The 26112-nt window shown below is 73.1% G+C and carries 26 protein-coding genes and 5 pseudogenes; 12 read left to right on the forward strand and 19 right to left on the reverse strand.

Annotation, left to right across the window (positions count from 1 at the left end; translation table 11 throughout):
* Positions 1–42: 42 nt before the first annotated feature.
* Positions 43–327 carry a hypothetical protein gene (locus IEY99_RS20575; protein WP_189205536.1) on the forward strand — a complete coding sequence of 95 codons (285 nt, stop codon included), beginning with the start codon at positions 43–45 and terminating at the stop codon, positions 325–327.
* Between the two features lie 11 nt (positions 328–338).
* On the opposite strand, the gene IEY99_RS20580 is transcribed toward IEY99_RS20575, so the two are convergent.
* A complete protein-coding gene (locus IEY99_RS20580) occupies positions 339–848 on the reverse strand; it encodes an ASCH domain-containing protein (protein WP_189205538.1) in 510 nt (169 codons plus the stop codon).
* Entirely contained in the window at positions 845–1465 is a 621-nt protein-coding gene (locus IEY99_RS20585) for a class I SAM-dependent methyltransferase (RefSeq protein WP_189205540.1), read from the reverse strand. The genes IEY99_RS20580 and IEY99_RS20585 overlap by 4 nt, the downstream gene beginning before the upstream one ends.
* 59 nt (positions 1466–1524) lie before the next feature.
* On the opposite strand from IEY99_RS20585, the gene IEY99_RS20590 reads away from it, so the two are divergent.
* Positions 1525–1749 carry a DUF1707 domain-containing protein gene (locus IEY99_RS20590; RefSeq protein ID WP_229798999.1) on the forward strand — a complete coding sequence of 75 codons (225 nt, stop codon included), beginning with the start codon at positions 1525–1527 and terminating at the stop codon, positions 1747–1749.
* On the opposite strand, the gene IEY99_RS20595 is transcribed toward IEY99_RS20590, so the two are convergent.
* Positions 1746–2957: a HEAT repeat domain-containing protein gene (locus IEY99_RS20595; RefSeq protein ID WP_189205542.1), complete on the reverse strand. Its 1212-nt coding sequence runs from the start codon at positions 2955–2957 to the stop codon at positions 1746–1748. The genes IEY99_RS20590 and IEY99_RS20595 overlap by 4 nt on opposite strands.
* A 53-nt stretch (positions 2958–3010) precedes the next feature.
* On the opposite strand from IEY99_RS20595, the gene IEY99_RS20600 reads away from it, so the two are divergent.
* The 4 genes from IEY99_RS20600 to IEY99_RS34955 all read left to right on the forward strand — a co-directional run bounded on the left by IEY99_RS20600 (position 3011) and on the right by IEY99_RS34955 (position 5712).
* Positions 3011–4012: an LLM class flavin-dependent oxidoreductase gene (locus IEY99_RS20600; RefSeq protein ID WP_189205544.1), complete on the forward strand. Its 1002-nt coding sequence runs from the start codon at positions 3011–3013 to the stop codon at positions 4010–4012.
* A gap of 61 nt (positions 4013–4073) precedes the next feature.
* Positions 4074–4901, forward strand: coding sequence for a GNAT family N-acetyltransferase (locus IEY99_RS20605; protein WP_189205546.1), 828 nt, complete (start codon positions 4074–4076; stop codon positions 4899–4901).
* On the forward strand, positions 4898–5560 hold the full coding sequence (locus IEY99_RS20610; protein ID WP_189205548.1) for an MOSC domain-containing protein: 663 nt from the start codon (positions 4898–4900) through the stop codon (positions 5558–5560). Before IEY99_RS20605 ends, IEY99_RS20610 begins: the two co-directional genes overlap by 4 nt.
* Before the next feature lie 20 nt (positions 5561–5580).
* Entirely contained in the window at positions 5581–5712 is a 132-nt protein-coding gene (locus IEY99_RS34955) for a hypothetical protein (protein ID WP_268245133.1), read from the forward strand.
* Here IEY99_RS34955 and IEY99_RS20615 read toward each other — a convergent pair.
* From IEY99_RS20615 to IEY99_RS20650, 8 genes and pseudogenes are all read right to left on the reverse strand, one after another.
* Entirely contained in the window at positions 5709–6968 is a 1260-nt protein-coding gene (locus IEY99_RS20615) for an MFS transporter (RefSeq protein WP_189205549.1), read from the reverse strand. The genes IEY99_RS34955 and IEY99_RS20615 overlap by 4 nt on opposite strands.
* A gap of 107 nt (positions 6969–7075) precedes the next feature.
* Positions 7076–8611: an NADH-quinone oxidoreductase subunit N gene (locus IEY99_RS20620; protein WP_189205550.1), complete on the reverse strand. Its 1536-nt coding sequence runs from the start codon at positions 8609–8611 to the stop codon at positions 7076–7078.
* Positions 8608–10152 carry a complex I subunit 4 family protein gene (locus tag IEY99_RS20625; protein WP_229799001.1) on the reverse strand — a complete coding sequence of 515 codons (1545 nt, stop codon included), beginning with the start codon at positions 10150–10152 and terminating at the stop codon, positions 8608–8610. Before IEY99_RS20625 ends, IEY99_RS20620 begins: the two co-directional genes overlap by 4 nt.
* Complete coding sequence (locus IEY99_RS20630) at positions 10149–12047, reverse strand: NADH-quinone oxidoreductase subunit 5 family protein (protein ID WP_189205551.1); 1899 nt, start codon at positions 12045–12047, stop codon at positions 10149–10151. Before IEY99_RS20630 ends, IEY99_RS20625 begins: the two co-directional genes overlap by 4 nt.
* On the reverse strand, positions 12044–12364 hold the full coding sequence (gene nuoK, locus IEY99_RS20635) for an NADH-quinone oxidoreductase subunit NuoK (RefSeq protein ID WP_189205552.1): 321 nt from the start codon (positions 12362–12364) through the stop codon (positions 12044–12046). Before nuoK ends, IEY99_RS20630 begins: the two co-directional genes overlap by 4 nt.
* A gap of 236 nt (positions 12365–12600) precedes the next feature.
* Positions 12601–13092 (reverse strand): annotated as a pseudogene (locus tag IEY99_RS20640) (NADH-quinone oxidoreductase subunit J family protein); the annotation flags it as partial.
* 146 nt (positions 13093–13238) lie between these two features.
* Positions 13239–13886 (reverse strand): annotated as a pseudogene (locus IEY99_RS20645) (NuoI/complex I 23 kDa subunit family protein); the annotation flags it as partial.
* 258 nt (positions 13887–14144) lie between these two features.
* A complete protein-coding gene (locus tag IEY99_RS20650) occupies positions 14145–14333 on the reverse strand; it encodes a hypothetical protein (RefSeq protein WP_189205851.1) in 189 nt (62 codons plus the stop codon).
* Between the two features lie 227 nt (positions 14334–14560).
* On the opposite strand from IEY99_RS20650, the pseudogene IEY99_RS20655 reads away from it, so the two are divergent.
* Both IEY99_RS20655 and mraY read left to right on the forward strand, forming a co-directional pair.
* Positions 14561–14886 (forward strand): annotated as a pseudogene (locus IEY99_RS20655) (mycothiol transferase); the annotation flags it as partial.
* Positions 14887–14950: 64 nt separating this feature from the next.
* On the forward strand, positions 14951–16054 hold the full coding sequence (gene mraY, locus IEY99_RS20660) for a phospho-N-acetylmuramoyl-pentapeptide-transferase (protein ID WP_189205554.1): 1104 nt from the start codon (positions 14951–14953) through the stop codon (positions 16052–16054).
* A 162-nt stretch (positions 16055–16216) separates the two neighbouring features.
* Here the strand turns inward: mraY and IEY99_RS35100 are convergent.
* Positions 16217–16532, reverse strand: a pseudogene (locus IEY99_RS35100) (transposase); the annotation flags it as partial.
* A gap of 407 nt (positions 16533–16939) precedes the next feature.
* On the opposite strand from IEY99_RS35100, the gene IEY99_RS20670 reads away from it, so the two are divergent.
* Entirely contained in the window at positions 16940–17143 is a 204-nt protein-coding gene (locus tag IEY99_RS20670; RefSeq protein ID WP_189205555.1) for a hypothetical protein, read from the forward strand.
* Position 17144: 1 nt separating this feature from the next.
* Entirely contained in the window at positions 17145–17378 is a 234-nt protein-coding gene (locus IEY99_RS20675) for a zinc-ribbon domain-containing protein (protein WP_189205557.1), read from the forward strand.
* 681 nt (positions 17379–18059) lie between these two features.
* On the opposite strand, the pseudogene IEY99_RS20680 reads toward IEY99_RS20675, so the two are convergent.
* The 3 genes and pseudogenes from IEY99_RS20680 to IEY99_RS20690 all read right to left on the reverse strand — a co-directional run bounded on the left by IEY99_RS20680 (position 18060) and on the right by IEY99_RS20690 (position 20750).
* Positions 18060–19012: pseudogene (locus tag IEY99_RS20680) on the reverse strand (serine hydrolase domain-containing protein).
* A gap of 107 nt (positions 19013–19119) precedes the next feature.
* Positions 19120–20079 (reverse strand): NADH-quinone oxidoreductase subunit NuoH, encoded by a 960-nt coding sequence (nuoH, locus tag IEY99_RS20685; protein WP_189205559.1) that lies wholly within the window; start codon positions 20077–20079, stop codon positions 19120–19122.
* Positions 20079–20750 (reverse strand): NADH-quinone oxidoreductase subunit C, encoded by a 672-nt coding sequence (locus IEY99_RS20690; RefSeq protein ID WP_189205561.1) that lies wholly within the window; start codon positions 20748–20750, stop codon positions 20079–20081. Before IEY99_RS20690 ends, nuoH begins: the two co-directional genes overlap by 1 nt.
* 124 nt (positions 20751–20874) lie before the next feature.
* On the opposite strand from IEY99_RS20690, the gene IEY99_RS20695 reads away from it, so the two are divergent.
* Together IEY99_RS20695 and IEY99_RS20700 are read left to right on the forward strand one after the other, a co-directional pair.
* Entirely contained in the window at positions 20875–21384 is a 510-nt protein-coding gene (locus IEY99_RS20695; protein WP_229799004.1) for an RNA polymerase sigma factor, read from the forward strand.
* A complete protein-coding gene (locus IEY99_RS20700) occupies positions 21377–22357 on the forward strand; it encodes a hypothetical protein (protein WP_189205563.1) in 981 nt (326 codons plus the stop codon). The genes IEY99_RS20695 and IEY99_RS20700 overlap by 8 nt, the downstream gene beginning before the upstream one ends.
* A 4-nt stretch (positions 22358–22361) precedes the next feature.
* Here the strand turns inward: IEY99_RS20700 and IEY99_RS20705 are convergent, their stop codons facing one another.
* The 4 genes from IEY99_RS20705 to IEY99_RS20720 are packed head-to-tail and all read right to left on the reverse strand — an operon-like array spanning position 22362 to position 26085.
* Entirely contained in the window at positions 22362–23666 is a 1305-nt protein-coding gene (locus IEY99_RS20705; RefSeq protein WP_189205565.1) for a DUF2252 domain-containing protein, read from the reverse strand.
* Positions 23667–23699: 33 nt separating this feature from the next.
* Positions 23700–24287 (reverse strand): NADH-quinone oxidoreductase subunit B, encoded by a 588-nt coding sequence (locus IEY99_RS20710; RefSeq protein WP_189205567.1) that lies wholly within the window; start codon positions 24285–24287, stop codon positions 23700–23702.
* A gap of 26 nt (positions 24288–24313) precedes the next feature.
* Complete coding sequence (locus tag IEY99_RS20715; RefSeq protein WP_189205569.1) at positions 24314–25732, reverse strand: gamma-glutamyltransferase; 1419 nt, start codon at positions 25730–25732, stop codon at positions 24314–24316.
* 20 nt (positions 25733–25752) lie between these two features.
* Entirely contained in the window at positions 25753–26085 is a 333-nt protein-coding gene (locus tag IEY99_RS20720) for an MGMT family protein (RefSeq protein WP_189205571.1), read from the reverse strand.
* Positions 26086–26112 lie beyond the last annotated feature (27 nt).

Raw genomic sequence — 26112 nt, forward strand, 5'->3', positions numbered from 1 at the left:
TCACCTGCTGAACGGCGGGGAGGGGCCTTGTTCGATTGCGCGATGGTCGCAGGCTCTCCGGCCGACGGGCTTTCCTCGGTGCAGTTCGTGGCGCCGGTCCGGGCCATGACCGGCGCCGCCGACGTGACGCTCACCAGCCCCTACGGCACCGGCGCCGTGGTGAGCGCCGGGCGGCTGAACTACGTCAACCCGCCGGCCCCGGTGATCGACAATCTGCGGTCCTGCCCGTGCACGCGGCGGGTTCGGCGACCGTACAGGTCACCACGCCCGGTGGTGCCAGCGCTCCCGACGGCAACGCCGCCTGCAACCGGGGTGGTGACGCTGTAGGCCGCCCGCGTTCAGTCGGCGAGATCGGCAGGGAAGACCACTCGGAAGCGTTCGAAGAGGACCTCCTGGTCCTCGGTCCAGACGGCGCCGCGGGCCGCGCAGGTGCGTTGCCAGTACGTGCGGTGCTCGGTGAGCCAGCTGGCGCGAGTGCGGTCGTCCTCACCCTCGTCGTGGGCGAACCGGTCGTCGACGCTGTGCAAGGGGCCGAGGCGTAGTTCCACCGTGCGCAGGACCATCCGGGGTACGCCGGAGCCGTCGCAGACGATCCAGTGTGCGCCGACCCGGGGAAGGGGCTCGCCCGCGGCGGCGAAGTCGTCGAAGAGGGCCGCGGTCGCCCGCTTCGTGCCCTGCCTGACCAGGTCGAGCAACTCGTCGGCGAGTTCGGCGGAGTCGCCGAACCGCTCGACGGTGTAGTCCGGGCTCGCCTGCGCCGCGCCCGGCCGGGCGGCCGCGTACTCGGCCCACATCGCTGCCGCGGCGGCGATGTCGAGTGGAGCCGGGGCGCTGCGGGACTCGGTCATGAGGACATCGTGTCATCGGGCAACGGGCGGGCCAGGGTCAGGGCTTGGAAGCGGAAGCCCTGGTCGATCGTGTGGAAGTCGACGATCTCGAAGTACCGCGCGGCCGCCGTGAGGATCTGCTCGTCGGTACGGAAGGAGAAGAAGCGGCCGTCGTTCTCCATGATGCCCTCGGAGTCGACGCCTCCCCACATGCCCAGGAAGGCCAGGCCGCCCGGGGCGAGCGTCTCGCGGGTCGCGCTGAGCGCCTCGGCCAAGTTGGCGTCGGGTACGTGCAGCAGGCAGTTCATCGACCACACCGCGTCGAAGGACGCCGGGGTGAAGCCGAGGTGGAGGACGTCGCGTACCTCGGCGATCAGGCCTTTGCGGCGGCAGATCGCCACCTGCTGCGGGGAGATGTCGACCGCGGTCACCGTCAGGCCGGCAGTCGCGAAGTACAGGCTGTCCTGGCCGGTTCCCGCGCCTATCTCCAGCAGAGTCTTCGCCTGAGTGGCGCGGAGGCGGTCCAGGAACGCCGCGCGTTCGGAGAATTTCCAGGGTTGCTTCGCCGTCGCGTCGCGTTGCGGTGCTCGGGTGTCGTAGATGACGCGCAGGCTTTCGACCACTTCGTCGTAGCTCATCGGGACCTCCCTCCTCTAGCCTGGCCTACCTGGCGAAGGAAGTCGCGCGGCGGCCCGAGGTGGAGTCGTTGCGTGCGGCCGACGCCGACCGGCACGACATCGCCGAGCGGTTGAAGACGGCGCTCGACGAGGGCCGGCTGTCGCTCGGTGTTCTCGTCGTGTGGGCCCTGGTGACGGCCACGGTCGACGGTGCCGTCCATCCGTGGCCGGTGTGGCTCCTCGTTCCCGGGGCGGCGCTGGCCGTCACGACCGTCGGGGTGCAGACGATCCGGCGCCGGCGTTAGTCCCGCTGGCCCGTCAGCCACTGCAGCTGGTCGGTGGCGATCCACCTCAGCGTCGGATCGGGGTCGTCCCGGTAACGGCGCAGGACCGGCACGGCCGCGTCCGGGTCGAGGTGGCGCAGCACCACGGCGACCCGCTGGCGCACGACCGGGGCGGGGTCGTCGGCGAGACCGAGCACGAGCGGTGACCAGCGGTTGCGGTCGGTGACGCAGGCGAGCGCGCTGACGCTGGCCGCGCGTACGGCCGGGTCGTCGTCGGCGGTGAGCGCGGTGATCCGCTGCGCGGCGCGAGGGTCCGACTCGACGGCGTTCCCCAGGGCCTTGGCCGCCTCGACGCGCCGCCGGGGCACGGGGTCGTCGGCGAGGGCCAGGAGCGGGTCGATCGCGCTCGCCCCGCCCGCCGCGCCGAGGGCCGCCTGGGCGCGTTCGCGGACGCCGCGATCGGAGTCTTCGGCGAGGCGGCGGAGCAGCGTGACGGCTTCCGTACCGCCGAGGCGCCCCAGCGCGTACGCGACGGCGGACCTGATCCGGGGCGCCGGGTCGTCGGCGAGGGCGGTGAGCGCACCGACCGCGTCGTCCTTGCCCCGGTCCGCCAGGAAGCCGATGGCCGCCGCGCGGACGTCCTCGAACGGGTTCTCCAGGGCCCCCACCAGCGCCGCGTACGCCTCGGCGTGCCCGGGTGCCGCGACCGGGCGGTGCGGCATCGCCCGGGTGCCGGTCACCGTGTCGTCGAGCTGGGAGACGGCGAGGGACCGGACCTGCGGGTCCGGGTCGGACAGGGCCGCGGTCAGCAGGGGTACGGCGGGTGCGCCGGGCAGGTGGGCCAGGGCCCGCAGTCCCGTACGCCGCTCCTCGGCCGTCTCGCCGGTGGCGAACGTGGTCGCCGTACGCCGGCCGGCCTCGGGGTCCGCCCGGAGCAGGGCGCCGATCTCGCCGTACAGATTCTCCTGGTTGTCGCAAAGATCGCGGGTCGCGGCGCGCAACAGTGCCGGAAGCGCCGGCGGGCCGGCGACGGCGGCCAGGATGGTCGCGACGAGGTCCCGGCCGAAGTCGTTCCCCTCGTCGAGGAACCGGTCCAGGTGCGCGTGCAGCTCGGGCACCAGCGTGGTGTCCCCGCTGGCCCGGAGCGTGTCCACGGCCGTCGCCAGGCCCTCGCCGGGCTCGGTGGCGCAGCGGATCACGTCCGCCAGGACGGCGCGGGTGTCGATCATCGGGCAACCGTGCCACACCGGGTCAAGGTTTTCCCTGGCTATCGTGGTGCGGTATGAGCCGCGTACCGCTGTCAGTCCTTGATCTTGCGACCGTGCGTGAGGGGCACGACAGCGCCGACGCCGTGCGGGGGACCACGGAGATCGCGCAGGCCGCCGACGAGCTGGGATATGCGCGGTTCTGGGTGGCCGAGCACCACAACATGCCGGCCGTCGCCTCGACCTCGCCGCCGGTGCTGATCGCCCACGTCGCGGCGCAGACGCAGCGCATCCGGGTGGGCTCCGGCGGGGTGATGCTGCCCAACCACATGCCGTTCGTGGTCGCCGAGCAGTTCGCGCTGCTCGAGGCGCTGCACCCGGGCCGCATCGACCTCGGCATCGGCCGGGCGCCGGGCACCGACCAGGCCACCGCCGCCGCCCTGCGCGGGGTGTCGCCGCACCTGACCGTCGAGCAGTTCCCCGACCACCTGGCGATGGTGCTCGCGCTGCTCGGCGACCGCCGGGTGGCTGCCGAGCGGGCCGGGTCGCTGCGGGCCACGCCCGCGGCCCGGACCTTCCCCGAGGTGTGGATGCTGGGCTCGTCGACGTACGGGGCCCAGGTGGCGGCGGCGCTGGGGTTGCCGTTCTGCTACGCGTACCACTTCGCGATGGGCGGCGACCTCGATGCCGCGGTGCGGCTGTACCGGTCGGGGTTCACGCCGTCGCCGCGGTGGAGCGAGCCGCATCTCATGGTCAGCGCCTCCGCGCTCGCCGCCGGCAGCACCGAGCAGGCGCAGTATCTCGCCGGGCCGAGCCGGGTCATGGCGCTGAGCCTGCGCACCGGCCGGCTGGCCCCGATCGTCTCGCCGGAGCAGGCGGCCGCCGCCGATCTGTCCGATCTCGACCCCCGGGTGCTGCCGGGCACCCAGTACGTGGGCACCGCCGACGAGGTCGTCGCCGGGCTGGACGCGCTGGTCGAACGGACCGGCGCCGCCGAGCTGATCCTGGCCGGGGCGGTCTACGACCCGCAGACCCGGCGGGAGTCGCTCGCGGCCATCGCCAAGGCATGGGGCCTGTAGGGCACCGGCGTATGCGGTTCGTCAGGAGTCGCCGCGGCACCGGTCTGCCAGAATCGATGCCATGAGTTGGCACATCACGGGGGATGTCCAGCGGTTCCTGGCCGCCACCGGTGGGTTCCTCCGCGCTCGTCCGGTGCAGAACACGCTGCCGCTGACGATCGCGGAGCACGTGCGGTTGCACGGCCCGCGGGCCTACGGCCCGGAGGATGCGGTTTTCGGCTGGCACGACGGCGAGGACACGGCGTTCGTGTGGACGCCGCCACGGCCGCCGGTGCTGTCCGCCATGTCGCCGGCCGCCGCCGCCGAGCTGGCCGAGGCCTTGGGCGGCGGCCTGCCCGGCGTCTCCGGCTCCGTCGCGGCGGTGGAAGCCTTCGTCGCAGCCTATGAGCGCCGCACCGGCACCACGGCGAAGGTGTGCTCCCGGATGCGTCTCTACCGGCTCGGCACGCTGGTGCCGCCCGCTCCCCCGGCGTCCGGCTCGGCCCGGGTGGCCGGCGCCGGCGACCGGGGTCTGCTCGTCGGCTGGACGACGGCGTTCTTCCGCGAGATCGGCGAGGACGAGCCCGCGATCGAGGCGTTCGTCGACGACCGGCTGTCCTACGGCGGGGTGCTGCTCTGGGAGGACGGCGGCATTCCCGTCTCCATGGCCGCGCTGACCCGGCCCGAGTCCGGCATGGTCCGGGTGCAGGCCGTCTACACCCCGCGGGAGCACCGCGCCCGGGGATATGCCGGCGCCGTCACCACGGCCATCAGCCGCTCGGCCCGGCAGGCGGGCGCCACCGAGGTGGCGCTCTTCACCGACCTGGACAATCCGACGTCGAACGCCCTGTACCAGCGACTGGGCTACGAACCCCTGGAGGACCGTACCGTCGTGGAGTTCTCGTCATGAGCCGCGTGCTGCAGGTCAATCTCGCCGTGCCGCAGGAGACGGGCGTCAAGAACATCGGGACCACCGGCATCACCAAGCGGCCGGTCACGCATGCGGTCGCCGTGCGGGCGCCCGGCCCGCGGGGACTGCCGCCGGAGCGGGCGAGCGGGCTGGCCGGCGACCAGATCTTCGACACCGCCCACCACGGCGGCGACGACCAGGCGGTCTATGCGTACGCCCGCGAGGACTACGACTGGTGGGAGAAGGAGCTCGGTCGCGAGCTCCCGGGCGGCATGTTCGGGGAGAACCTGACCACTGTGGACGTGGACGTGTGCGGCGCCGAGATCGGCGAGACGTGGCGCGTCGGCGACACCCTCGAGCTGCAGACGACGTTCGGGCGCATCCCGTGCGCGACCTTCCAGTGGAAGATGGGCGAGCCGCGGTGGGTCAAGCGGTTCGCCGCCGAGAACCGGCCGGGGGCATACCTGCGTGTCGTCACCCCGGGAGACGTCCGCGCCGGCGACGAGGTGACGGTGCTCGACCGCCCCGGTCACGGCGTGACGATCGCCGACGCCTTCCGGGCCTGGATGCACGACCCGGAGACGCTCGCCGCATACCTGGACGTCGAGGGACTTCCGGAGGGCCTCAAGGCCGACATCCGCAAGCGTCTCCGGCTCTGACGGGCGAGATGTCCTCCTCGATGACCACCATGCGGCAGCAGGTGCTCGGCGAGCTGGGCGACCGCATCGTCGGCGACGTCCGCGCGGTCCACTCGCCCGTGCCGTCCCGGGACCCGACGGCGACCGTGGGTCGGCACCTCGGCACCGGCTAACCCGCCGCCAGTACCTCGCGGAGCTCTCTTGCCGCTCGCTCGTCCGCGCGGGCCATGGAGCCGGACGGCAGCCCGGCGACCGCCGCCGCCACCATCAGCACGGCGGCCGCGAAGACGAACGCCCACGGGAGGCCACCCGGCCGGTCGACGATGCCACCGGCGATCGCCCCGCCGGCGGCGCTGCCCGCCACCGACACCGTGACGATCCACGTGTACGCCTCGTTCAGCATCGCCGCCGGCGCGATCCGGCCCACGAGGTTGCTCTCCACCGTCAGCGCGGGGGCGATCGTGGCGCCGCCGACGACCAGCGCGACGCCGAGGGCCGTGGGGGTGGGCATGACCGCCAGCACCAGGAAGCTGAGGGAGACCGCGGCCAGGAGCCAGGCGAACTGGCGGGGCAGCGCCATCGCGGGGCGCCGGGTGCCGAACCAGATGCCGCCGATCGCGCTGCCCAGGCCCCACACGCCGAGCAGCACGCCGCCGAGGCCGTCGCCGCCGCCGTGCTGGTTCGCGTACGCCGGGACGAGCACGCCCGCCGCACCGAAGGAGAGGCCGAGCGCCCCGACGCAGATCAGCAGGGCGGGGAACCCGCTCACCTTGAGCGGGCCGAGGCCACGGGCGGGCTCGGCCGTCTCGTGGCGCTGCCAGTGGCGCATGATCGGCAGCAGGGCGATGCCCACCGTGCCGACCAGCGTGACCACGGCCGCGAAGACCAGCGCGGCCGTCGGGCCGGTCAGCACGACGAACGCCGCCACCAGCAGCGGGCCGAGCACGAACACCAGCTCGAACAGCGACGTCTCGGCGGCCATCGCGGCCGGGCGCAGGGCGTGCCGGCCGGAGCCGGGGGCGGTCGCGTCGGTCCAGGCCCGGCGGATGGCCGCGGTCAGCGGCGGGTACGTCGCCCCGGCCAGCGCCGATGCCACGACGATCGGGCCGAGGGGGTCGCCGCCGGCGCGGCTGACGAGGATCAGGCCGGTGAGGGCCAGCGGGTGCAGCACGGCGGTCGCCAGCAGCACGGGGGACGGGCCGATGCGGTCCGCGAGGCGGCCGGCGACCGGGCTGACCGCGGCGCCGGCCAGCGCGTACACGCCGCCGGCGAGACCGGCCGCGGCGTACCGGCCGGTGGTCTGCTGCACCAGCAGGAGCAGCGCCAGCGGCGTCATGCCGATGCCCAGCCGGGCCAGGATGCCGACGACGAGCAGCACCTTTCCGCCCGGCATCCGCCACACACCGAGGTACTGACGCAACGCCGTCACGACCCTGTCACCTCCCCTTCCCGAGCGACCTTAACGACGGGAGACGGCTCGGCCGTACCGGATCAGGGCCCGCTGTCATGGAGGTCACCCCGGCGCGAGCGGGTGGCTCAGCCGCCCAGGATGTCGAAGATCGCCTGCGGTGCGAAGCCCGCGACGGCGACGGTGACCGCGGCCACGGCGAGGGAGACCGCCACGGACCGGGCGACGACCGGCCGGGGCACGGCCGCGTCCACAAGGCCGGGATCGGCGAGCGCTGTCCGCCCGGAACCCGCGCCGGGAAGCTCGGACGCCGCGCCAGAAGGCCCGGGCGCCGCGCCAGAAGGCCCGGGCGCCGCACCGGGAAGGTCGGACGCCGTGCGCGGAAGGTCGGGGGCCGCGTAGAGCAGAGCGCCAGCGCGGACGTAGTACGCGAGGGCGATCACCGCGTTCACCGCGACCACGCCCGCCAGCCAGCCCCAGCCGGAGGCGATCAGCGACTCCACGACCGCCACCTTGGCGAAGAGCCCGGCGAGACCGGGCGGCAGGCCGGCGAGCCCGGCGAGCGCCAGGACCAGCGCGGCGCCCAGCCACCGGGAGCGGCGGCCGGCGCCCCGGTAGTCGGCGAGGTCGCCGCCGTCCACGCCCGGGCCGCGCAGGGCCGCGATCGCCGCGAACGCCACGAACTCCAGGAGGACGAAGAAGACCACGTACGCGTACGCGGCCCGGACGCCGGCCGCGCCCGCCGCCAGCGGGGCGATGACGTAGCCCGCCTGGGCGATCGACGACCACGCCAGCAGGCGCACCATCCGCGTCTGGCGCAGCGCCACCAGGTTGCCGACCGTCATGGTCAGCACGGCCAGCACCGCGACCAGCGGCCCGGTGTCCAGCCGCTGCACGACCGCTGCCAGGGCCAGGACACCGCCGAGCTTCGAGGCCGTCGAGAGGTACGCGGCGACCGGGACCGGCGCGCCGTCGTACGTGGCCGGCGCCCACGCGTGCAGCGGCACCGCCGCCACCTTGAACGCGAAGCCGATCACCACCAGCGCCGCACCGACCGCGGCCAGGGGCGCGTACGCGCCGGAGCCCTCGACCAGCGCGTCGAGGTGCAGGGCGCCGGTGGCGGCGTACAGCAGGGCGGCACCGAGCAGCGCGACGGCCGTGGACACCACGCTGACCAGGAAAAACGTGACCGCTGCGGCGGCGCCGGCGGCGGACTCGCGGATCCGGCGCAGCCCGGTCAGCACGTACAGCGGCAGGGTCAGGGTCTCCAGGCCGACGATCAGCGTGATCAGATCACCCGCGTACGCGACGACCACGCCGCCCGTCATCGCGCAGGTGAGCAGGAAGCAGTACTCCCCCGGCGGCGCGTACCCCCGGCGCAGCGCGGGCCCGGACAGGGCGAGCACGCCGACGGTCAGCCCGGCGAAGAGCACCGCCATCAGCGCCGCGTGCGGGGTGACCGTCCACGAGCACAGGCCGTCGCGGCAGAAGGTGGCGGCGTGCTCGGGGACGGCCACCGCGACGACCGCCGTGGCGAGGCCGCCGAGCATCCCGGCGAGCAGGTGGAACCGGCCGAACGCCAGCTCCGCCACGAGCACGAGCAACGCCGTGCCGGCCGCGGCGTAGAGCGGCAGAAGGGCGGCGTGGTCGACGGCCTGGATCATCGCAGCGCTCCGGTCAGGGCGGCCACCGGGTCGGACGCGGCGGCGAGGACGAGCGCGGGCACGAGGCCGACCACGAGCGTGAGCAGGATCAGCGGGCTCCAGGCCAGCCACTCAGACCGGGCCACGGCCGGGAAGCCGGCCACCGCCGGAGCCGCCGGGCCGTGGGTGACCCGGCGCAGCAGGCGCAGGAAGTAGGCGGCCGTCAACGCGCCGCCGATCGCCGCGACCACCGCGAGCGTGAGCCACAGCGGGCCGCCGCGCTCGACGGCCGCGACCACGGAAAAGGCCTCGCCCCAGAAGCCGGCCAGGCCGGGCAGGCCGAGGGACGCGATCGCCGCGAAGCCGAGCACGCCGGCCAGCCGCGGCGCCGTCTCCCGCAGGCCGCCGAGATCCGCGAGGTCGCCGGTGTGCGCCCGGTCCTTGATCGCTCCGGCGATGAAGAAGAGCAGGCCCGTGATCACACCGTGCGCAACGTTGCCGATGAGCGCGGCCTGCACGCCGGTCACCGTCAGCGTCGCGATGCCGAGCAGGACGAAGCCCATGTGGCCGACGCTGGAGTACGCGATCAGCCGCTTCAGCTCGGTCTGGCGCAGGCACACCATCGACCCGGCGATGATCGCGGCGGCGGCGAGGACGCCCAGCACCGGGGCGGCCCAGGCGGCTCCCTCCGGGGCGACGCCGAGGCCGACCCGGATGAGGCCGTACGTGCCCATCTTCAGCAGCACCCCGGCGAGGATCACGCTGCCCACCGTGGGGGCCTCGGTGTGCGCGGCCGGCAGCCACGTGTGCAGCGGCCACAGCGGCGCCTTGACCGCGAACGCGACCGCGAAGAGGGCGAACGCCACGCACTGCGCGGTGCGGGAGAGCCCGTAGCCGCCCGCGAGGGCGAGCAGGTCTCCGGTGCCCGCGGCCACGACCACGGTGAAGACGCCGAGCAGCAGCAGCACCGAGCCGAACAGCGTGTAGAGGACGAACTTGCGGGCCGCCCGGCGCCGCTCGGGCCCGCCCCAGCCGGCGATCACGGCGTACATGGGCAGCAGGACGACCTCGAAGAACACGAAGAACAACACCAGGTCGAGCGCCAGGAAGGTGCCGAGGATGCCGACCTCCAGGACCAGCAGCAGGGCGGCGAGCGTACGCCCGGAGCCGCCCGCGGGCACCCTGGCAACCGTGTATCCGCAGCACAGCATGGTCAGCAGTCCGGTCAGGACGACCAGCGGCCAGGAGACGCCGTCGACACCGAGGTGGAAGTCGACGCCCAGCGCGGGGACCCAGGGCAGGTCCACCTCGGCCCAGGGCACGACGGGCGGAAGCTCCGAGGGCCCGTACTGGAACCACCCGACGTCGCGCGACGACGGGATGACGCCGGGAAGCAGGGTCAGCACGAAGGTGACGGCCGCGACCGCCGTCGCCAGGAGCCGCGCGGCGCGGTCGCGGCGGGCCGGCATCAGGGCGACCGCGGCGGCGCCGAGCGCGGGCACGGCCAGCATGGCGAGGAGCACGAGCTGCAGGCCCACGGGAACGTCCTGGGGCGCCATCATGACGCGGCTCCGTAGATCGCGGCGGCGACGCCGAGGACCAGCGCGCCGGTGAGGACGGCGGTGGCCGCGCGGGGCAGCGCGGCGCGGTGGACGGTGGCCAGCACGGCACCGAGCCGCGTGGCCGAGGTGCCGGTGCCCTCGACCGCGGCGTCGACCACCCGCTCGTCGGCCAGGCGCGCGGCACCGGCGATCGCGCGCACCGGTCGTACGATCAGCAGGTTCTGCAGGTCGTCCACCCGGAAGCCGGCGGCGAACAACGGCCGCAACCGGCCGAGGTCGCGCGCCGGGTCGGCGCCGGGCGCGGTGTGCCAGAGCCACCACGAGCTCGCGGCGCCGAGGGCGAGCAGCACGATCGGCAGCACGAGGGAGACGCCGAGGTGCGGCTCCTCGAGCTCCAGCGCCGAACGGAAGGCGGGCAGGAAGGCGGCCAGCCCCAGCAGCACGGACGGCACGGTGAGCAGCACGATCGGCCAGCGCATCAGGCCCGGCGGGTCGTGCGGCGGCCCCTGCGGCTCGTCGTAGCGGGCGTCGTCGAAGCCGACCTGCCACTGCTCGGTGCGCGACCGCGGATAGCCGAAGAAGGTGCGCAGGAGCAGGCGGGTCGCGTACCAGGCGGTGATCGCGACGCCGGCCAGCGCGGCGAGCCAGACCACCCAGCCCACCCAGGCGGGCGCCGGCCCGTCGCCCTCGGTCGCGTGTGCCGCCGCCACCAGCACGTTCTCCTTGGACCAGAAGCCGGCGAGCGGGGGTACGCCGGCGAGCGCGCCCAGGCCGACGACGAACGACCAGAACGTCACCGGCATGTGCTGCCGCAGGCCGCCCATGCGCGACATGAGGTTGGTGCCGACCGCGTGGATCACCGCGCCCGCCGCGAGGAACAGCAGCGCCTTGAAGGCGGCGTGGGTGAGCAGGTGGAACAGGGCGGCCGCCGGCGAGCCGACGGCGAGGGCGCCGGTCATGTAGCCGATCTGCGAGACCGTCGACCAGGCCAGCACCCGCTTGAGGTCGTCCTGTGCGGTCGCGGACAGCGCACCGAGCAGCAGGGTGATCGCGGCCGACACGCCGAGCACCGCCAGCGCGGCGGGCGACTGCGCGAACAGCGGGAACAGCCGGTAGACCACGTAGACGCCGGCCGCGACCATCGTGGCCGCGTGGATGAGCGCGGAGATCGGCGTCGGGCCGGCCATCGCGTCCGGCAGCCAGGTGTGCAGCGGGAACTGTGCGCTCTTGCCCGCGACCCCGGCGAGGACGAGCAGCAACGCGACCGTCGACGTCCCGGTGTGCGCGAGGACGTCGGAGATCTGGAAGCTGCCGGCGGAGACCCCCAGCCAGGCGATGCCGAGCAGGAAGCCGACGTCACCCACCCGGGTGACGACGAACGCCTTCACGGCCGCGGCGGGCGCCTCGGGCAGCCGCCGGTCGTGGCCGATGAGCAGGTACGAGCAGACGCCCATGACCTCCCAGCCGACCAGCAGCAGGATGAGGTCGTTCGCGGAGACCACCAGCAGCATCGCGCCGGTGAAGAGGCTGACCTGGGCGGCGTAGGGCGCGTACCGCGGGTCGTCGTGCAGGTAGGCGACCGAGTAGACCTGGACGAAGAGGGCGACGACACAGACCGCCAACGCCACGTAGATCGCCGCGGGTCCCAGCGAGAACCCCAGCGTGACGTCCAGATCGCCGAAGGTCACCCATCGCTGGGTCACCCGGACCTGCTCGTCCACCACGACGGCCAGCACGAGGCTGACGAGCAGGGCGAGCGCGGCCCCGGCGATGCCCAGCGTGGCGGCCGCCCGCCGGCGCTCCCGGCCGCCGTCGCCGGGCGCGAGCAACAATCCGGCCAGACCCAGCAGCAGCGGTACGCCGGCCAGCAGCGGCGTCAGCACCTGGGCGGTCATCCGACCTCCGCCTCGTGGTGCAGCGCGACCTCGTCGACCTGCACGGCGCGGCGCATCCGGTACCACTGGAGCACGATCGCCAGGCCGACACCGACCTCGGCGGCGGCGAGCACGATGACGAAGAGGGCGAAGACGCCGCCCCGGTGGCCCAGCGCCGCGGAGACGGTGGCGTCGGCGGCCACCAGCACGAGGTTGACGGCGTTGAGCATGAGCTCGACCGCCATGAGCACCAGGATCGCGTTGCGGCGGCGCAGGACGCCGTAGACGCCCAGCCCGAACAGCAGCGCCGCCGTCACGAACGGGATCACCGCGTGCATCAGGCCTCGCCCTCCTTCGCCCCGACATCGTCACGCGCCGCGACGTCCTTCGGCACGCCGCTCTCCGGCTGGGCGACGCCGGCGATCCGGGCGGCGCCGGCCGTCTGGGCGGCGTCGTCGTTCCGGCCGGCGCCGGTCTTCCGGGCGGCGCCGGCGATCCGGGCGGCGCTCGTCTTCCGGGCGGCGCCGGCGATCCGGGCGGCGCCCGTCTTCCGGGCGGCGTGGTTCTCTGGCGCGCCGATGTCGGGGCGGGAGAGAACGATGGCGCCGACCAGGGCGGCGAGCAGCAGGATCGAAAGCACCTCGAAGGGCAGCACCCACGTGCCGAAGATCTCGGCGCCCATCCGGTCGGTGGTGCCGGGCGTGGGCAGCGGGTGGACCGACCAGCGGAAGGCGTCGGCGAACAGCGCGGCGAGGCCGAGCCCGACGCCGCCGCCGACCAGCAGCGCGGGCCACGCCGGGCGGTCGAGGTCGTCGGACGGGCCGATCGGGGCGCGGGTCAACATGACGGCGAAGAGCAGGAGCACCACGACCGCGCCCACGTAGACCAGGACCTGCACCCAGGCGACCAGCTCCGCGCCGAGGACGAGGTAGAGACCGGCGACGGCGCCGAGGCTGACGACCAGGTAGAGCCCGGCACGCACGATCTGGGCGCTGGTGACCACGAGCGCGCCCGAGCCCACCGCGAGGGCCCCGAGCGCCAGCAGCAGCGCGTCGGCGACCGTCACTTCCCCGTCTCCGGAGCCTCGGGGGCGCCGCCTTCCGGCACAGAGCCACCCGGCGCTCGACCCTCCGGCGCGGCGGTCTCCGGCGCGGCGGTCTCCGGCGCGGGGTTCCCCGCGGCGCTGCCCGTAGCCGGACCCCCCGCAGCGGTCTCCGACGCGGCAGCGCTCGCAGCCGGACCTCCCGCGGCGGGGTCCGGCGTGGGGCCTGTCGGGGCGGGGCGCGCGGCCGGGCGGGCGGCCGGGCGGGCGGTGCGGGCCGGGGTGGCCGCGCCCGGGCCGGCGGCCTTGCGGGCGGCCGTGGCTTCTTCCTTCGACGGCTCGCCGAGGACGTCGTGCGCGGGCGGCGGCGGCACGGTGGGCATCCAGTCGCCGAGCCGGCTCTTGTCGTGCAGCAGATCCAGCACGTCCAGCTCCGAGTACTCGAACTCGGGGCTCCAGTACAGGGCGTCGAACGGGCACACCTCGATGCAGATCCCGCAGTACATGCAGAGGGAGAAGTCGATGTCGAACCGGTCGAGCACGTTGCGCTGCCGCGGCCGGGCGGCGCCGGGCACGACGACCTCTTCCTTGTGCGAGTCGATGTAGATGCACCAGTCGGGGCACTCGCGCGCGCAGAGCATGCAGACCGTGCAGTTCTCCTCCAGCAGCGCGATGACCCCGCGCGACCGGGGCGGCAGGTCGGGCTCGACGTCGGGATACTGCTGGGTGGTGGAACGCCTGGTCATGGTCTTGAGCGTGACGGCGAGTCCGTTCACCAGGCCCTTGCCGGGCGTGGACCGCTCTCCGTGCTCACTCATAACCGCATATCCTGCCCGGTCGCCGCACCGGAGGCGAGCACACCCCCTCCAGATCTTGCCCTACTGTCACCCCGCGCCGCTCAGATCGGCGCATTAATTACGGTACGGACCCTTCACATTTTTCTTGGTCAATAGTGATGATCGTCGGTTTCCTGGCCCTGTGCCCGGTCAAGAAGCTGTCTTCGAACCTCGGTTTCCGCTGTCGTCGTGTTCCGCGGCGGCGCGCCGGTGGTGGCCTGCACCGCCTGTCAGGAGCGGTCATGCCAGCTCGGGGAAGGCCGCTCGGACCGGCCGCAGGTTGTCGACGCCGCGTTCGCGGCCGCCGCGGCGCAGCGCAGCCGCGACCCGCGTCTTGGTCAGCTTGGCGGCCGTTGCCGGGGCCAACACCGCGCGGGCATCCGCGCTGACCAGGCGGCTGCGACGCCGGCCGTGTCGCCGCGGCGGCACCAGCGAAGGGTGGTCGGGCTGCCCGCCGAGGCATGCGCGGTCAACAGCGTGTCGGCCGTGATTTCTCGGGCGGCGTTCCATCGTGACGTCACGAGCGCGTGGGCACCGCCCGCGTAGCGCATCGACGAATCTTGCCCCGGAACTGTCCGAATACCCTAAGTCACGAGCCACGGCCCTGCACGGTCCAGGGCAGCTCCGTTTGTCCTCGGATGGCAAGCTCGTGTCCCGTGATCGATGATCTCGTGAAGGACCACTTACACGGCCAGCTCAAGTCCATACGTCAGGCACTGGCATGGAAGCTCGATGGTCTGTCCGAGTACGACGTCCTCTCATGACGACGGGAACGACTCTCCTCGGCCTGGTGAAGCACTTGGCGACAGCGAAGGCCTGGCATTTCGGTGAGGTCTCCGGCCGTCCGTTCCCGGAGCCGCTGGGGCGATGGCAGGACGCGGATGGCAGCGACCGGTGGGTGAGCCCGACCGAGACCCGCGACCAGATCATCGACTTCTACCAGCGTGCCTGGGAACACGCGGGCTCGCATCATGCCGAGCTATCCGACACTGACCGAGCAGTGGGGCCCGCGCTGTGAGCGTTCCCGATCTCGTGGAGGCTCGCCCGTGAGGGCGGTCATCGTCGCGGCCGCCGTCGCGTTCATCATCTCCCTGTTCGGCACGCCGGTGGCGATCCGAGTCTTCAGCGCGCTGAAGGCCGGGCAACCGATCCGTGCCCTCGGGCTCGCCTCGAACGAGGGCAAGAAGGGCACCCCCGCGATGGGTGGTGTCGTGTTCATCGTGGCGACCCTCTGCGCCTACGTCGCCGGGCACCTCGCGTTGACCACGCTGCCCGAGCGGCAGATCGCGCAGGAGAAGCCGACCATGACGGCTCTCGTCCTGCTCGGGCTCTTCGTGTTCTGCGGTGCGGTCGGCTTCGTCGACGACTTCCTCAAAGTCCGCAAGCGCAACTCCGACGGCCTGTCCGCCAAGGGCAAGCTTCTCGGCCAGGCGATCATCGGCACCGGTTTCGGTGTTGCCGCCCTCTACTGGGCCAGCACGAACGGCCAGACCGTGGTCAGCGAGCACATCTCGTTCATCCGGGACATCAGCTGGCTGAACGTCGGCAAGGTCGGTTCGGTGATTGTGTTCGTCTTCGTGATCACGGCGATGTCGAACGGCGTGAATCTCACCGACGGCCTCGACGGCCTGGCCACCGGCGCGTCGACCCTGGTGCTCGGCGCGTACGCGCTGATCGGGTACTGGCAATACCGGCACTGGTGCGCCGACGAAACGTACGCCCGTGCGAACGGCTACTGCTACGAGGTCCGGGATCCCCTCGAGATCGCCATGATCGCGGCGGCGGCCGCCGGCGCCTGCGTGGGCTTCCTGTGGTGGAACACGTCCCCAGCGCGGATCTTCATGGGCGACGTGGGCTCGCTCGGCCTCGGCGCCCTGATTGGCGGGCTCGCGGTGGCAACCCGCACCACGCTGCTCTCGATCCTGATCGGCGGTCTCTTCTTCATCATCACCGTGACATGGGTGATCCAGATCGTCTCGTTCCAGACCACCGGCAGACGCGTCTTCCGAATGGTGCCGCTGCACCACCATTTCGAACTGGCCGGGTGGAGCGAGGTCAACATCGTGGTCCGGTTCTGGACCGTGGCCGGTGTCTGCGTAGCGGCCGGCCTGGGCCTGTTCTACTCGGACTTCCTTGCAGCCGCCGGATAAGTGGCCGTCCTTGAACTCATCCCGAGCTAACGCTGTTCCAACGTGAGCGTGCCGACATCCTCGACCAGGGCGATGTCGCTGCCGAGGACCATGCCGGCCTGGTCCAGCATGAACAGCCGTGGGACACGCACGTCTGCGGCGGTGAACGCCGCGTGGTCGGTGAACGTCCACGGCCAGCACCAGGCGGCCGTCCGCCGCCCGCGGCAGCGGCGACCCGGCCAGCCTGTCGGCGCAACGACTCCACATCGATCCGGCCGTGGTTCAGCGCGTCATACAGCGCACCACGGCCGCGTTGGTGTTCCGGCGCCGGCGACGATCCGACCGGCGTCCTGACCGGCCCGTCGGTGCACAACAGCGCCTCGGTCAGCTCGAACAACGCGTCCGCCCGCGCGTTCAGACACCGGTGGAACCGCTCTCGAAATCCCACCAGCACATCGATCACTTCAGCCCGATCCGTCATGACGGTGACAAGGAGCATCGCTGGGTCATGGACGTGGCTGCCCGAGCCACCGAAGGGTCACCACTTCGCGAGACCGGGCAACGATGCGTCACAGGCGCCGCCGCTGGAGACTCGTCGGACGAATGCATGGATCTGCCGAGTCGGATGCACTCGATCATGGCGCAATGGGAGCGGAGATTGACCTGTTCCCAGGGGGTGCTGAGCACAGCCGCTGCGGTGTGGTCGACGGTACGGGCGAGGAATCCGCGGTCGCCGCGCCGGTGGGCACGATCGCCTATCGGCACTGCGGAGTCGCCGGGTGCCGTGTAGACCCGCCGACGACGGCGTGGCCCTGCTCTCGCTCGGGCGCGATCTTTGATGCGTGGCACGGCACGGTCTGGGTAAACCCCTGCCCATCACGCATCGACCATGGAGGAGTACCCGACATGATCCCCAACCTGATCCGGCGGTTCGTGGTGATGGCCGTCGCCGTGCCGCTCGCCGCGGCTGGCGCGCGCAAGCTCAGCGACGTGGTGGAGGCGCGGCGCGGGCCGAGCCGAGCGACCCGTCTGCTGCGTCGGGGCGCCGACACTTTGCAGGGGCGGTTCGGCCGGCAGAAGAAGTCGCGCCGCTTCGCGTTCGGCCGCTGAGATGTTTTTTCTCGTCGGCATCCGTACCAAGGAACGGTTGCTCTCCACGGTGACGCTGGTCTGCGAGATCTGCGGTGCGACCGCGCCTCAGGCCGTTGTCCAGACGTCAACGAAGTTCACCGCGTTCCTCATCCCGCTTTTCCCCGTCCGGTCCAGCCGGTATCGCCTGGAGTGCGGCAACTGCGGCGCCGCCCGGGCGGTGGATGCGGGTTCGGCGGCTCGCCTCGTCGCGTAGGTGCCGGGGACGGGTGGAAGGCGGGTTGCCGACCCGACGTGGCCTCGTAGTCGGTTTCCCTGTGCGCCCACGTGACGCCTTCGGGATGGCTCCGCCTCCCGGTCGATGCACTCACATGCCGCAGACAGCGCGGTCGGCTTCGTAGCTACCCTCAGGCGCCCACCTGCTGACCACCGAACGTAGTTGCTCTCCGTGGCCGAGCGGGGTTGTCCGCAGGTGTACCGGGCCGGAGTCGGAGGTGGAAGAGCAAGCTAAGGGCGGAGGCGGTAGCGAATCATCGACCACATTGGAAGGCGACCGATGATCCGCACCGGGCTCCGGGCATAGGCGGCCACGACCGCCGCGCTCACCGCCGCCGGCCGCACCACCCTGCTCGGCGGCCGCGGCACAACCGCCGCCCCGGCACAACCGGCACAACCGGCACAACCGGCCACCAGCACAACCGGCCTCGCGGATGAGCAGGCGGCGCCCGTGGCGCCCGGCGAAACCGGGCGGGGCGCCCGGGACACCAGACCGCCCGCTCCGAAACACCCCGGCCCCCGTAAGTCGAGGCGCCCGGAAAACCGCAGCCGGCGCCCGGACATCGAGGCGCCCGAAGAGCCGCAAGCGACGCCCCCGGCATCGAGGCGCCCGGACAACCGCGGCGGGCTCCCCCGGGCGTCCGGGGCGGCCGGCGTGCTGTCAGCCGCAGAGTGCCGTGTCGAGGACCTTGAACATTTCGTGGTTCTGCTTCTCGGTGGTGGGCTGGGACGTCACTGCCACGGCCGCCGCCGGGCCGCCCTCGACGGCGGCGGCGCGGGTCTGATAGCCGGGGATGGAACCGCCGTGGCCCCAGGCGACGCGCCCGCAGCTCAGCGGGAAGCTGATGAGGCCGAGGCCGTAGCGGGCGCCGGGAAGGACGTCCTTGGTCGCGACCGTGCGGCGCATCTCGGCGAGCTCGGCCGGCGGCAGGAGCTTGCCCTCGAGCAGCGCGGCGAAGAACCTCCTCAGGTCGGCAGCCCGGCCCGGCGGATCACCCGCCGCGTGACCTCCTCGGCGACCGGACGGCCGGTCACCTTCTGGACCAGCAGGCCGAGCACCACGTAGTTGGTGTTGCTGTACGCCCAGTCCGTGCCCGGGGCGAACGTCGCCGTGGAGGCCAGCGCCAGGTCGAGCAGCTCGCGGGGCTCGTAGTAGCGGCTCAGCCGGGCGGAGTCGCCGGCGTCCAGGTGTTCGGTGTAGTCGGGCAGGCCGCTGGTGTGCTGCAGCAGCTGGCGTACGGTGATGTGCCGCCCGTCGATGCCGTCGCCGCGCAGCAGGCGCGGCAGGTAGGTCTCCACCGGCTCGTCCAGGCGGACCTGCCTGCCGGCCACGAGCTGGAGGACCACGACGGCGACGAACGTCTTGGTGTTGCTGCCGATCCGCACCTGGCCGTCGACCGGGACCGGCCGGCGGGTGCCCAGCTCGCCGACGCCGGCGACGAGGTCACGGGCGCGCCCGTCGCGGGCCTGCACCGAGGCGAGCGCGCCGGGCCAGCCGTCCTCGGCGACGGTGCGGCGCAACTCGTCGCGCACGGGATCGCGGGTCGTCGCGCGGGCGGGCGTGGCGGACACCAGGACGGCGAGGGCGGTGACAGCGGCGGCGTGTCGCAACATCGATGAGGCTCCTGGAGGATCGCGGGAAACCGACCCCTGAAGCCTCGCGGGACCGGCCCGTCGAATCGATGGGGCTGGCCCGCCGATCGGGGTGGGGATATCCCCACCTACAGCGCGACCTTGACCGCCGCGGTGAGCACGAGCTGCGCGAGGGCGACCGGCACGAGCACCAGCCAGCAGAGGCGCTGGAGCTGATCCTCGCGCAGCCGCGGGTACGTCACCCGCAGCCAGATGATCACGAAGGACACCGCGAAGACCTTGAGCAGCGTCCAGAGCCAGCCGAGCTGCTCGGCGGCCGGGCCGTGCCAGCCGCCGAGGAAGAGCACCGTGGTCAGCGCGGCGATGACGACGATGCCGACGTACTCGGCGAGCAGGAAGAACGCGAAGCGCAGGCCGCTGTACTCGGTCATGTAGCCGAAGACGAGCTCCGAGTCGGCGATCGGCATGTCGAACGGGGGACGCCGGATCTCGGCCAGGCCCGAGACGAAGAAGACCAGCGCGGCCGGCGCCTGCCACAGCAGCCACCACGGCGACCACGCCTCGACGATGCCGGGCAGGCTCAGCGTGCCCGCCGCCATGGCGACGCTCGCGGCGGACAGCACCAGCGGGAGCTCGTAGCCGAGCAGCTGCGCGGCGCCGCGCAGGCCGCCGAGCAGGCTGTACTTGTTGGCGGAGGCCCAGGCCGACATGAGCACCGCCACCACGCCCACGCCCAGCACGGCCAGGACGAAGAACAGGCCCACGTCGAGGGCCTGGGCGACCAGGCCGCCGGGTCCGAGCGGGATGGCCAGCAGCACGACGAGGTACGGGAAGAGCGCCACCAGCGGCGCCAGCTGGAACACCCGGCGGTCGGCGTCCCGCGGGACGATGTCCTCCTTCTGCACGAACTTCACGCCGTCGGCGACGAGTTGCGCCCAGCCGTGGAAGGCGCCGGCGTACATGGGACCGATCCGGCCCTGCATGTGCGCCATCACCTTGTGCTCGGCCTGGCCGACGACGAGGGGTAGCACGAGGAAGGCGGCGACGACCGCGACGACCCGTACGGTCAGGTCAAGCCAGAGCGGCATCAGCTCTCTTCTTTCGCGGGACGGGCGCGGCGGGCCGGCGGCTCGGGCGGCGGGATCTTGCCCTTCATCGGGCCCCACTCGTGGGGGTCCGGCACGCCGGGCGGTCGCATCGGTGCCCGCTTGGCCGTCCCGGCCTCGGACTCCCCCGGCTCCTTCGCGCCCGGCCAGGCCTTCGCCACCCGGGAGGCGAGCACGAACTCCTTGCGCAGCGGATGCCCCTCGAAGGCCGGCGGCAGGAGCAGCGGGCGCAGGTCCGGGTGCCGGGCGAAGCCGATCCCGAACATCTCGTGGGTCTCCCGCTCGTGCCAGGCGGCGCCCGGGAAGAGGTCGACCACCGACTCGAGCACCGGGTTGTCGCGGGGCACCCGGGCCCGGATCAGCAGGCCGTGCTTGCGCCGGGTGGACCACAGGTGCGCCACCACGGTGAAGCCCTCGTCCAGCTCGTCCACCGCCGACAGCCAGTCGAAGAAGTCGCAGCCGAGCGCGGCGGGATCCCGCACCGCCTCGACGGCCGCCCACCACAGCGCGGCCGGCACGTCGACGACCGCCCGTTCGTGGCCCGGCCCGCCGCCGGACACCCCCGCGGTGAGCGCCGAGGGATCCACGGGGGTCACGGCATCGGCGGCTGTCAGCAGCGCGACGAGCCGCTCGCCGACCTCTTCGGGCGTCATACCGCCCATCCTATGATCCTGCCGGGCCGGCGCCCCCGACGCGGCGCAACCATCGAGCCGGCCCGCGCGTGTAGTCGCCGTGACATCCCCGGGCATCAGCCTCAGATCGGAGCCGTTCACCGCCGTGACAGCAACCCCGGTGTCGTTCGACGAGCTGTACGCCGCGCACTACGCCGACCTGGTGGTGCAGCTGTACGCGTACTTCGGCGACCGGCAGGAGGCGCAGGACGTGGTCCAGGAGGCGTTCTGCCGCGCCCTCGCGCGCTGGCGGACCGTCTCCCGGTACGACGACCCGGTGAGCTGGGTGCGCCGGGTGGCCTGGAACCTCGCCGTGAGCGGGTGGCGCCGGCGGCGGACCGCGCTGAACTTCCTGCGCCGGCAGCGGACGGGCGAGGACCGGGTCGACGGGCCCGGCCCGGAGCGGGTCGCCCTCGTCGCCGCGCTGGCCACCCTGCCGGCGACCCAGCGGCGGGCGATGGTCCTGCACTACCTGGCCGACCTGACGATCGCCGAGATCGCCGCGCGCGAGGGCGCCGCCGAGGGAACGGTGAAGTCCTGGCTGCACCGGGCACGGACCGCCCTCGCGGCCGAGCTGAACGCCGGCCCGACCACCGAAGAGGTGCGCAATGCCTGACCAGTTCGAGGCTCTCTTCGCCGGCCTGCGCGCCGAGACCCTGCCGCGGGTACGCCCGCCCGGCCCCGTCGCGGCGCGCGGCACGGTCCGGCGGCGGCGCACGACCAGGACCGTGGTCGCGGCGTCCGCCGTGCTGGCCGTCGCGGGCACCGTGGCCGCCGTCGGGCTGCCCAGGCACCAGGAGACGCCCGCGGAGCGGCACGACCGGCTCACCGCCGCGGCCCGCAGGGCGGCCGGCGAGCAGGGAACGGCGCCGAACGGCCGGATACTCGTCGGTCCCGTGACGCCGGGGAGCACCGAACGCTTCCCCGATCTCTCCGCCGGCAGCTACACGCTGGCGGTGGCCTGCGCGGGCTCCGGGACGCTGACCGTGAGCGTGACGCTGAGCGCCGCCGCCGGCTCCACCGACCTGGGCGGTCAGGTGGCGTCGTGTGCCCTCGAACCGAGGGCGGCGAGGATGGAGATCCGACTGCCGGTCGATGGTGAGCTGACGGTCGGCCTCCGGGGGGACCCGGCGGCCGCAGAGGCGGTCTACTCCGTGATGGTCGCCCCGGACGAGGCGGCGGACCGGGCCGTACCCGTCGACCCGCAATCGGTGTGGAATGCCGACCGGGCGGCGCAGCTGCTCGTCGCGAGCGGCCTGTCCCGGCCGGAGCGGATGACCACCGAGCGGCCCGGCGGGTCGACGACGCAGCGGGTCGAGCGGACCGCGAGCTACGAGCTGCGCATGGTCTGCGCGGGCCTGGGGAACGTCACCGTGACCGTCAGGCCGGCGGTCGCCGAGAACCCCCTGCGTCCCCGTGCGGGCACGCTGCTGTCCGAGACCGTCGCCTGCACCGACGTGGATCCGCAGGTGGTCTACGCCGGCAGCGCGCTCGAGCTGACGGAGGACACCGAGGTTCAGGTGTCGATCACGGCGGACGAGCAGGCCAGCAACCGGGCCGGCTTCGCGTACGCGCTCGACCCGGCCTGACGCCTCACTCCAGGCCGGGGAGGCGGCCGTTGCGGAACAGGTCGACGAAGTCCTGGTGGTCCTCGCGGGCCTGGTCGCCGTACGCGTGGGCGAAGTCGACCAGCAGGCGCACGAAGCCGGCCTCGTCGGACTCCACGGCCGCCACGATCGCCTCCTCGGTGGAGAAGTCGACCAGGTCGTGACTGGACTCGTCGTCGGCCACGGAGTGCATCCGGGCCACCGCGCGGCCCAGGTCGGCCAGGACCGCGGTGAGCTGCTCGGGCTCGTTGACGTCGGACCAGTCGAGGTCGTTGGCGTACGGGGACACCTCGGCGACCAGCTGGCCCACCCCGTCGAGCTCGGTGAAGCCCAGCCAGGGGTCGGCGTGCGCCTGCAGAGCGCGCTGCGACTCGGCGGTGCGGTGACCCTGGTGGCGGAAGTAGCCGCGGACCCGCTCGTCGTCGATCCACCGCGCCACGGCCGGCACCTGCGCCTGCTTCATGTAGATGATGACGTCGTTCTCCAGCGCCTGGGTGTGCCCCTCGAGCAGCAGGTTGTACGACGGCAGCCCGGCCGACCCGATGCCGACGCCCTTGCGCAGCTTGATGTCCTTGATCGTGGTGGACACGCCGTCACCCTTCGACGGCAGCGTGCCCAGGTAGCGGTGGAAGGCCTCGGTCACCGCGGCCACGGTCGCCTCGTCGACCTCGTAGACGCCGTCGCCGAGGGAGAACCGGCGCTCGTAGTCGTCGATCGTGGTCTGCCCGGCCAGCAGGGCGACCCGGGTGTTGAGCCGCGCCTCCTGGAGCACCCGGCGCAGCACGCCGGTGGCGTTGTCGAGGGTGATCGACCCGATCGCGTCGTCCCCGCCGCGCGCGATGGCCCGCAGCTCGGTCAGGTACGCCCCGGCGAACGTGGTGACCAGCCCGGTGATGACCTCGTCGGAGAGCGCCTTGCTGTAGCCGATCAGGGCCACGCTGGCGCAGAGGCGCTTGAGGTCCCAGAGGAACGGGCCGACGTACGCCTCGTCGAAGTCGTTGACGTTGAAGACCAGCTGGCCCGAGGAGTTCATGTAGGTGCCGAAGTTCTCGGCGTGCAGGTCGCCGTGGATCCACACCCGGCTGGTCCGCGCGTCGAGGAAGCTGTCGTCGGCGTAGGCGCCGGCCATGTCGGCGTAGAAGAGCGAGGCGCTGCCCCGGTAGAACGCGAACGGCGAGGACGCCATCTTGCGGAACTTGCGCCGGAAGGCCGACGGGTCGACCGCCATCAGCTCGCCGAATTCCCTGGTCAGGACGTCGATGATGAAGTCGGAGCGCGGCTGGTCACCCATGTTGCGCAGCGTAGACCGGCGAGGCGAGCCCTGTCAGGCGGGCGGGCGGACGACCGGGGCGGTCAGCGAGGCGGCGTCCCGCGCGGGCGCGGAGGAATCCGGCGGACCGGGCACCAGGGCGGCGCCGGAGCGCAGCGGGTCGGGACGGGACACGCCGCCCGGGCCCGACCGCTCGGCGGCGATCTTCTCCTGCAGGCGCAGGATGCCGTGCAGCAGCGCCTCCGGCCGCGGCGGGCAGCCCGGCACGTACACGTCGACCGGGATGAGCTGGTCGACACCCTTGGTCACCGAGTACGAGTCCCAGTACGGGCCGCCGGAGTTGGCGCAGGAGCCGAAGGAGATCACGTACTTGGGCTCGGGCATCTGGTCGTAGAGCCGCTTGATCGCCGGGGCCATCTTGTCGGTGACCGTGCCGGAGACGACCATCAGGTCGGCCTGGCGCGGGCCGTGCGCGAACGGGATCACGCCCATCCGGATGAAGTCGTGCCGGCTCATGCTGGTCGCGATGAACTCGATGGCGCAGCACGCGAGACCGAAGTTGAAGACCCACAGCGAGTAGCGGCGCCCCCAGTTCAGCACGAACTTGATGGGCTCGCCGAGGACTCCTGGCAGACCGGCCACGCCGCCCAACCTACCCTGCGGCCGGCTCAGAGCAGCACTCCGACCCCGTCCCGGCGGGGGTCGCCCGCAGCGCCGCCGACCCCCACCGCCGTGACGCCGCCGAAGTAGTGGTCGATCTCCGCCCATTCGTGGACGAGCCAGCCCACCTCGGCCAGCGCCTCCAGCTCGTCGCGGCGGCAGCCCGGCTCGGCGTGCACCGTGTCGTCCACGACGTGGAAGCGGGGCCGCGCGATCGCCGTCGGCATGTCCAGCCCGTCGACCAGGACGCCGATCAGCGTGTCGATCAGCGCGGTCCGGATGCGCGACGCCCCGGCCGACCCGATCGCCACGGCCAGGGCGCCGGTGGAGTCGATGACCACCAGCGGGCACATGTTCGACGACATCCGCCGCCCGGGCGCCAGGTCGGTGGTGATCAGCTCGCCCTCGCCGAGCATGGAGTTGAGGTTGATGCCGAGCCCGGGCAGCCAGACCGCCGCGCCGAGGCCCAGCGTCGTCGTGATCACGCAGGCGTTGCCCTCCGCGTCCACCACCGAGACGTTGGTGGTGTCGCCGATCTTCTGCCGCCCCCGGTCGCGCAGCGCCGCCGCCAGGGTGACCGCCCGCTCCGGGCGCGGCAGGCAGGCCAGGGAGGCGGGCAGCGCCGCGATCGTGTCGACCGTGCGGTTGAGGTCGTGGCGGGCCCGCACCCGGTACGAGCCGAGCGCCGCATGGTCGACCGGCGTCTCCAGCACCCGGTACGCGGCGAGGTCGCGCGGGCCCAGCGCGCCGCCCGCCGCCCGTACGGTGTCGACCATCAGGGCCGCGTACGCGCCGGTGTAGAACAGGGCCGGGCCCTGCGCGGCCAGGGCCTCGAACGCCGCCGCCAGCCCGGGGTGGAAAAGCCGGTCACCGCCGCGCAGCAGGTGCCCGCCGGGCGCGTAGATCGCGGCACCGTCCCCGTGCGCGAGGGCGGGGGCGCAGGCGGCGAGCGTCCGCGCGTGCGCCGGGGGAAGCTCCACGCCCGAGACTGCCAGCTCGTACGCGGGTGCCACGAGCGACTCCCACGGCAGGCGCCCCCAGCGGCGGTGCACCTCGCCGCAGCCGGCGGGCACGCCGGGCACCGCGACGCTCGCTCCGCCGATGGAGTAGACCTGCGGCACGCCCCCGAAGAACACGTCGACCGCGACCATCGGGCCCGGGCTGCGGTCGCCGTCCGTCCCCGGCACCGAGACGAAGAAGTCGAGGCAGGTCACCTCGCCCGAGGCGGCGTCGAAGTACGTCGCGAAGCCGCCACCGCCGAGTCCGGTGTAGACCGTCTCGGCGGCACACGTGGCGAACACCGCGGCCACCGCGGCGTCGGCCGCCGTGCCCCCGGCCCGCAGGATCCGCAGCCCGGCCGCGGCCGTCGCCGGGTGGCTGGCGGCGACCCCCGCCGCGATGCGCCCCGTCCGTGGGGATGTCTCCATCCGCGAAGCGTAGGGGAGGTTCAGACTCCGGGACGACCGTCCGTCCCTCCCCCGGGCATCCATCCCGCCCGCGCCATGTCGACGCGGTCACCCTTCAGGGGTACGCCCTCGCTCAGCAACCGCCGGCGCGCCTCCCGCTCGTGCCCCGGAGGCAGCCGGCCGGCGCTGGTCACCACGCGGTGCCAGGGCACCCCGCCGCCGTGGCGCGCCATGATGGTTCCCACCTGGCGGGCCGAGTTGCGCCCGGACACCTCGGCGAGGGCGTCGGCCACCGCGCCGTACGACATGACCCTGCCCTCGGGGATGCTCTCCACGAGCCGCAGCACCTCTTCGACGTACTCCTGCGGTGTCACGATCGCCACGATATGGGATCCGCGCCG

Origin of the sequence: Couchioplanes azureus (assembly GCF_014648355.1) — a bacterium.
Taxonomy (GTDB): Bacteria; Actinomycetota; Actinomycetes; order Mycobacteriales; family Micromonosporaceae; genus Actinoplanes; species Actinoplanes azureus.

Excerpts from the sequence above, each read along its gene's own strand:
- IEY99_RS20575 (WP_189205536.1), top strand. The coding sequence starts at position 43 with ATGGTCGCAGGCTCTCCGGCCGACGGGCTTTCCTCGGTGCAGTTCGTG.
- IEY99_RS20580 (WP_189205538.1), bottom strand. The coding sequence starts at position 848 with ATGACCGAGTCCCGCAGCGCCCCGGCTCCACTCGACATCGCCGCCGCG.
- IEY99_RS20585 (WP_189205540.1), bottom strand. The coding sequence starts at position 1,465 with ATGAGCTACGACGAAGTGGTCGAAAGCCTGCGCGTCATCTACGACACC.
- IEY99_RS20595 (WP_189205542.1), bottom strand. The coding sequence starts at position 2,957 with ATGATCGACACCCGCGCCGTCCTGGCGGACGTGATCCGCTGCGCCACC.
- IEY99_RS20600 (WP_189205544.1), top strand. The coding sequence starts at position 3,011 with ATGAGCCGCGTACCGCTGTCAGTCCTTGATCTTGCGACCGTGCGTGAG.
- IEY99_RS20605 (WP_189205546.1), top strand. The coding sequence starts at position 4,074 with ATGAGTTGGCACATCACGGGGGATGTCCAGCGGTTCCTGGCCGCCACC.
- IEY99_RS20610 (WP_189205548.1), top strand. The coding sequence starts at position 4,898 with ATGAGCCGCGTGCTGCAGGTCAATCTCGCCGTGCCGCAGGAGACGGGC.
- IEY99_RS34955 (WP_268245133.1), top strand. The coding sequence starts at position 5,581 with ATGACCACCATGCGGCAGCAGGTGCTCGGCGAGCTGGGCGACCGCATC.
- IEY99_RS20620 (WP_189205550.1), bottom strand. The coding sequence starts at position 8,611 with ATGATCCAGGCCGTCGACCACGCCGCCCTTCTGCCGCTCTACGCCGCG.
- IEY99_RS20625 (WP_229799001.1), bottom strand. The coding sequence starts at position 10,152 with ATGATGGCGCCCCAGGACGTTCCCGTGGGCCTGCAGCTCGTGCTCCTC.
- IEY99_RS20630 (WP_189205551.1), bottom strand. The coding sequence starts at position 12,047 with ATGACCGCCCAGGTGCTGACGCCGCTGCTGGCCGGCGTACCGCTGCTG.
- nuoK (WP_189205552.1), bottom strand. The coding sequence starts at position 12,364 with ATGCACGCGGTGATCCCGTTCGTGACGGCGGCGCTGCTGTTCGGGCTG.
- IEY99_RS20670 (WP_189205555.1), top strand. The coding sequence starts at position 16,940 with ATGATCCCCAACCTGATCCGGCGGTTCGTGGTGATGGCCGTCGCCGTG.
- IEY99_RS20675 (WP_189205557.1), top strand. The coding sequence starts at position 17,145 with ATGTTTTTTCTCGTCGGCATCCGTACCAAGGAACGGTTGCTCTCCACG.
- nuoH (WP_189205559.1), bottom strand. The coding sequence starts at position 20,079 with ATGCCGCTCTGGCTTGACCTGACCGTACGGGTCGTCGCGGTCGTCGCC.
- IEY99_RS20690 (WP_189205561.1), bottom strand. The coding sequence starts at position 20,750 with ATGACGCCCGAAGAGGTCGGCGAGCGGCTCGTCGCGCTGCTGACAGCC.
- IEY99_RS20700 (WP_189205563.1), top strand. The coding sequence starts at position 21,377 with ATGCCTGACCAGTTCGAGGCTCTCTTCGCCGGCCTGCGCGCCGAGACC.
- IEY99_RS20705 (WP_189205565.1), bottom strand. The coding sequence starts at position 23,666 with ATGGGTGACCAGCCGCGCTCCGACTTCATCATCGACGTCCTGACCAGG.
- IEY99_RS20715 (WP_189205569.1), bottom strand. The coding sequence starts at position 25,732 with ATGGAGACATCCCCACGGACGGGGCGCATCGCGGCGGGGGTCGCCGCC.